This is a genomic window from Kitasatospora sp. NPDC059571, assembly GCF_042735675.1.
In the GTDB taxonomy this organism is placed as follows: Bacteria; Actinomycetota; Actinomycetes; order Streptomycetales; family Streptomycetaceae; genus Kitasatospora.
The window spans coordinates 3,333-8,357 of sequence record NZ_JBHWBW010000057.1 but is presented as its reverse complement, the minus strand read 5'-3'; the positions used below and the strand labels follow the sequence as shown (position 1 = coordinate 8,357).

Annotated in this window: 3 protein-coding genes; 1 reads left to right on the top strand and 2 read right to left on the bottom strand. The window is 71.0% G+C overall.

Annotation, left to right across the window (positions count from 1 at the left end):
• Window positions 1-144: 144 nt before the first annotated feature.
• Both ACFV0G_RS09745 and ACFV0G_RS09740 read right to left on the bottom strand, forming a co-directional pair.
• Window positions 145-3,288 (bottom strand): DUF3427 domain-containing protein, encoded by a 3,144-nt coding sequence (locus ACFV0G_RS09745; protein ID WP_380544445.1) that lies wholly within the window; start codon window positions 3,286-3,288, stop codon window positions 145-147.
• 123 nt (window positions 3,289-3,411) lie between these two features.
• Window positions 3,412-3,804 (bottom strand): nuclear transport factor 2 family protein, encoded by a 393-nt coding sequence (locus ACFV0G_RS09740; protein WP_380544442.1) that lies wholly within the window; start codon window positions 3,802-3,804, stop codon window positions 3,412-3,414.
• Between the two features lie 310 nt (window positions 3,805-4,114).
• Between ACFV0G_RS09740 and ACFV0G_RS09735 the strand changes: the two genes are divergently transcribed.
• Window positions 4,115-4,936 (top strand): maleylpyruvate isomerase family mycothiol-dependent enzyme, encoded by an 822-nt coding sequence (locus ACFV0G_RS09735; protein WP_380544439.1) that lies wholly within the window; start codon window positions 4,115-4,117, stop codon window positions 4,934-4,936.
• Window positions 4,937-5,025 lie beyond the last annotated feature (89 nt).

Here is a 5,025-nt window from a genome sequence, read left to right as displayed (position 1 = left end):
CAAGGCATCACGCGCTCGTTGGAGGTGCTCGGGCATTTTTGGGGGGGGGGGGTTAAACGACCCCCCTCGCCAACATGTCAATGCGCGGCTATGGATGAATCCTGACCCGCACATTGCGTTTCCGGGCCGACGGCCCGGCCCCGCTCAGGCCGTGGCCGCAGACGTGAAGTGCTGCACGTCCGAGGGCAGCGGCTGCCGGAGGTTCCAGGTCACCGCCATCGGCCGGTCACCCTCGTGGGACAGGTAGTCGGCCGGCCCCAGCAGGACGTACGGCGCGGCGCGGCCGATCTCGGTCTGCTTGAACCGGCGAACGAACAGCAGCACGTTGCTGCCGGTCTCGCGGTGGCCGATGTAGCGCCGGCCCGTGGCGGATGCCGCGGAGGTGCGGTTCTGGGATTCCCAGTGGAACTGCTCGGCGCTGAGCGCGTAGTCCCGGTAGCGGACGTTCGCGGAGAAGTCCTTCTCGTCCTTGGTGACGGTGACCAGCAGCGCATCCGTCTGGGCCTCCGGGCACCAGACGACACCCTCGCGGAATTTCGAGGGCAGATGGCCGTCCAGTGAAGCCCAGCCCAGGGCCGCGAGCAGTTCCGGCGCCGTGTAGTGGGCGTGCACCGCGAGGGGCCGGCCGGTGAGCGGACCGAGGTCGGGACCGAGCGGCCTGGGCGCATGCGCGGCGTGGGCCAGCCCGTGTGCGAACACCTGGCGCAGCTCCTCGCGCACCTGCTGCTGTCCGCGGAGCGAGCGCAGGCCCTCGCCCACGCTCTGAAACCCTTCGCCGTTCGGCCAGAGGGAGAAGAACAGCATCGCGGCGTAGGTGCGCATCGGTTCGGCGAGCGACTCGACGTCAGGTGCGCCATCGGCGACGAGTTCGGTGTACGCCCTCATCCGATCCGGGTCATCCACATGCAGCAGCGCCGGCATGCGCTTGAGCAGCCCCGCCTCGCCCTCCGGTGCGGGTCCGGTGACCAGGCCGGCCCGCCGCAGCAGGCCGGTCCAGGAGTTCCCGCCCCGGTAGACGTCCTCGACGTCCCGGCGACTCTCGGCGAGGAAGCGCTCCATCGTCGGCATGCCGTACGAGCGGATCTCCTCGGCCAGCTTCGGGGCATTCGCCGTCTTCAACTGGTTCTTGATGTTGTCGAGGACGATGTCCTTGGCCACCCGGTCCAGCACGATCTGGCAGCCGGACGGAAGCAGGGGGAAGTCCGCCGTCACGGCCTCCTCGATGCCGCGCCGGGTCGCGCCGGTGAGCGCACTGAGCCGCTCGTCGAACCGGAACTCCCGGCGCTGGTGGCCGATGAAGTCCAGGACGGTGAGGACAGCCTTGTTCGGCGAGCGGCGCAGGCCCCGGCCGAGCTGCTGCAGGAACACCGTGGCGCTGGAGGTCGGGCGCAGCAGCAGCACGGTGTCGACATCGGGGACATCCAGGCCCTCGTTGAACAGATCCACACTGAACAGGATCTGGATCCGGCCGTCACGCAGCCCGGCCAACGCGTCACGCCGCTGGTCAGCCGGCGTCTCACCGGAGAGCGCGCGGGCCTGGAAGCCAGCCTGCCGGAAGGCGGCAGCCAGGTGTTCGGCGTGCTTGACCGAGACGCAGAAGCCGAGTGCGCGCATCCGCGCCGGATCGGCGATCTTGTCGACGACGGCCTTGACCATCTGGCGGGCCTGCGCATGGCCGGCGGTCAGCAGATTGGTCAGCTCCTCGGTGTCGTAGGCACCCTGACGCCAGCTCACACCGCGCAGATCGGTGTTGTCGTGGACGCCGAAGTAGTGGAACGGGCAGAGCAGGTCGTCCTCCAGCGCCTGCCAGAGCCGGAGTTCGGCGGCCACCCGGCCGTCGAAGAACTCGTCCTGGACCCGCTTGCCGTCCCCGCGCTCCGGGGTGGCGGTGAGGCCGAGCAGCTCGATGGGCTGGAAGTGGTCGAGTATCCGCCGGTAGGTCGGAGCCTGGGCGTGGTGAAATTCGTCGATGACGACGACGTCGAAGGCATCGGCGGGAAAGGCCGTCAGCCGGCCGGCGTTGAGGGACTGCACGCTGGCGAACAGGTGGCGATTGCGTTCCGGCCGGGCGCCGGCGACCAGCAGTTCGCCGAAGGTCGCATCGGACAGGACCTCCCGGTAGGCGCGCTGCGACTGCTGCAGTATCTCGCGGGTGTGGGCGACGAACAGCAGCGACGGATCGCCGCCGAGCTCGGCCCGCAGCCGCCGGTAGTCCAGCGCCGCCGTGATCGTCTTGCCGGTACCGGTCGCGGCGACCAAGAGATTCCGGTGGTGTCCACGGGCTTTGCGCTCAGCGTCGAGGCTCTCCAGCATCGCCTGCTGGTGCGGGTGCGGCCGCACCTCCAGGCCGGAGAGGGAGAATACCTGGTCGCCCCGGTGCCATCCGCCTGCCGCCGCAAGGGCCTCGTCCAGCTCCGCGGCATCGGTGTCGGGGTGGTACGGCCGGAACCCCGGGTTGGCCCAGTACGAGTCGAAGGTCGCCTCGATCTTCCGGAGCACGGCGGGGGTGGCAACGGCGGAGAGCCTTACGTTCCACTCCAGGCCGTCCAGCAGGGCGGCTCGGGACAGGTTGGAACTGCCGACGTACGCCGTGTCGAAGCCGGTGGCCCGCCGGAACAGCCAGGCCTTGGCATGCAGCCGGGTGGAGCGGACCTCGTGGTTGATGCGCACCTCGGCGCCGAAGTCGTTGACCAGGCGGTCGAGGGCAGCCCGCTCGGTCGCCCCCATGTAGGTGGTCGTGATGACCCGGAGCCGGACGCCGCGGCTCCGCAGCTCGTGCAGCTGCGGCTCGATGACCCGCAGTCCTTGCCACTTGACGAAGGCGCAGAGCAGGTCGACCCGGTCGGCCGTCGCGAGTTCGGCACGCAGCTCATGGCCGAAGCTCTGCTCGTCGGGCGCATTGGTGAGCAGCGCGGTTTCGGAGAGCGGGGTCAGCGGCCGGACCCGGTAGACGCCCTCGGCCTCCTTCTCGGCCAGCGCGACGAGTTCGCGCGGACCGGGTGCCACGAGGTCGGCCGGCTCGGGGGCATTCGGCGCCGATAGCGCGGCGAGCACGCGGTTGGCCGCTGCGACGCGCTCCGATCCGGGAAGCGCCGCCAGGGCCCGCTCGACCGCGGTGCCGAGGTGGCGGGCGAGGACGAAGGGGGCCGACTCGTCACCGACCGTACGGTCGACCACCTGCCAGCCCGAGCTACTGAGCGCGTCCATCCGGTCGGCCAGGGCGTCGGTGACGACCTGCTCGTACAGGCCGGGGATGGCGGCGAGTCGGGTGGCAGCCGGGTCGGTCATGCGCATTCCCTCACGGTCGGGACAGGGCCGGGACCGTTCTAGCGCATGCGTACGACATCGAGCCCGCCGGGTGTCGGTATCCGGACCCGGCGGGGGCCGGCCGGGCGGCCGGCCTGCGACAGGTCAGTGTTCGGCGGCCTCTTGGGCGATCTGGGCGAACTGGGCGGCCATGGCTTCGGAGAGGGCCTGGGCGGCGGAGAGGGGGCGGACCATGACGGTGAACTCGTCGATCAGGCCGTCCTCGTCGAGGTGGAGGAAGTCGCAGCCCTGGATGGACTTGCCGTTGACGGTCGCGGTGAAGACGAGGGCGTGGTCGCGGCCGCCCTCGTCGGTGATCTCGCGGATGTAGGTGAAGTCGTCGAAGACCCGGAGGACACCGCGGAGGATGGCGGCGGTGATGGCCTTGCCCGGGTACGGCTTGAACGCGACCGGGCTGGTGAAGACGACGTCTTCGGCCAGCAGCGCCGCGACGGCGTCCATGTCGCGGGCCTCGACGGCCTTGCGGAAGGAGTGCATGGCGCAGCCTCTCGGTGGCGGGTGGCGAAGGATCGGTCGGGTGATCGGGATGCTAGGCGGGGTCCGGGCGGGTGTCCAGACCCGTTCGACGGAGGGAGGGGCGGTGGCGATGGCACCGGACGTGACCATCTGCCGTGCGGTCGGGGCGAGTTCGCGGACCGGTCGGCGAGCACCGCGTCGGATGGTCCAGAGGAGAGATCGCATGCGAATCTCAATGTTTGACTGCATGAACCATTGACGTCTACCGTCGGAGCACGACCCCGGGCCCTCCCGGCCACGCCGCACCTCACCGTCCCGAGAGGCACGACCCATGACGACCTCCCTCCGCCCGGGCCACGGCCCGGCCCCGGTCGACCACCGCGCGGCCGTCGCCGCGGAGACCGCTCTGTTCACGGCGGCGGTCAAGGGTGCCGATGTCGGGACCGCGGTGCCCAGCTGCCCGGGCTGGACGCTGGCCGACCTGGTCAGGCACGCCGGCAGTGTGCAGCGCTGGTTCTCCGTCCTGCTGCACGGCCGCATCCAGGAACCCCCGCGCAGCCGCGACGTCGACCTGAACCTCCCCTCCGGGGAGGACGGTTGGGCCGACTGGCTGGCCGACAGCGCGGCCGTGGCGGCGGAGGCGTTCGCCGCCACCGACCCGGACGCTCCGATGTGGGCGTGGGGCGCCGACCAGCACGCCAGGTTCTGGGCCCGCCGGATGCTGTTCGAGACCCTGGTGCACCGGGTCGATGCGGAGCTGGCCCTCGGGGTGCGGCCGGAGATCGACCGCGCGCTCGCGGTCGACGGTGTGGACGAGTTCCTGGTGAACCTGCCCTTCGCGGGCTCCTTCGCCCCCAAGGTGGCCGAGCTCCGCGGCGACGGCCGGACCATCCGGTTCCGGGCCACCGACGGGGACGGCGACTGGCTGATCCGGCTGCGGCCCGACGGCTTCGGACTCGACCCCGCCCCCGCCCTCTCCTCCGACGCAGCCGACGCAACGGACGCCGCCGACGCCGCGGATGCACAGGTCCGGGGCACGGCGGCCGATCTCCTGCTGCTCGTCTACGGCCGCCTGGCCCTGGACGCGGAGGCGATCCAGTACGAGGGGGACGAGGACCTGCTGGCGCACTGGTTCGCCAACTCCGCGTTCTGAGCCGACCGGCGGGGGGGGGGGGCGCGGCTCGCCGGGGTCCGCGAGGCGGGCATCCCGGTGCTCAACATCGACCTCATCTACGGCATCGA

Coding starts and splice junctions, on each gene's coding strand:
- ACFV0G_RS09745 (WP_380544445.1), bottom strand. CDS start 3,288: ATGACCGACCCGGCTGCCACCCGACTCGCCGCCATCCCCGGCCTGTAC.
- ACFV0G_RS09740 (WP_380544442.1), bottom strand. CDS start 3,804: ATGCACTCCTTCCGCAAGGCCGTCGAGGCCCGCGACATGGACGCCGTC.
- ACFV0G_RS09735 (WP_380544439.1), top strand. CDS start 4,115: ATGACGACCTCCCTCCGCCCGGGCCACGGCCCGGCCCCGGTCGACCAC.